We start from the raw sequence: 477 nt of genomic DNA on the forward strand, positions 1-477 counted from the left end.
TATGGTACAGCTAACCCAACATTAACGGTCACTTATACGGGCTTTGTGAACGGTGACACGAATGCGAGTTTGACGACGCAACCAAGCATCAGCACGACAGCCGTGACCGGCAGCGGGGCAGGAACATACCCGATCACGGCAAGCGGAGCGGTATCATCTAACTACAGCATCAGCTATACGGCAGGAACTTTGACGGTCACCAAGGCGGCATTAACCATCGCGGCAGATAACCAAAGTAAAGTGTATGGTACAGCTAACCCAACATTAACGGTCACTTATACGGGCTTTGTGAACGGTGATACGAATACCAGCTTGACGACGCAACCAAGCATCAGCACGACAGCCGTGACCGGCAGCGGAGCAGGAACATACCCGATCACGGCAAGCGGAGCGGTATCATCTAACTACAGCATCAGCTATACGGCAGGAACTTTGACGGTCACCAAGGCGGCATTAACCATCGCGGCAGATAACCAA

1 protein-coding gene is annotated in these 477 nt (G+C 52.6%); it reads left to right on the forward strand.

Annotated elements, in window-relative coordinates; all coding sequences use genetic code 11:
* Window positions 1-477: MBG domain-containing protein (locus tag AW17_RS24580; RefSeq protein ID WP_036670904.1), on the forward strand; the 477-nt coding region annotated here is incomplete at both ends.

Source organism: Pedobacter borealis DSM 19626, assembly GCF_000708285.2.
GTDB classification, from domain to species: Bacteria; Bacteroidota; Bacteroidia; order Sphingobacteriales; family Sphingobacteriaceae; genus Pedobacter; species Pedobacter borealis.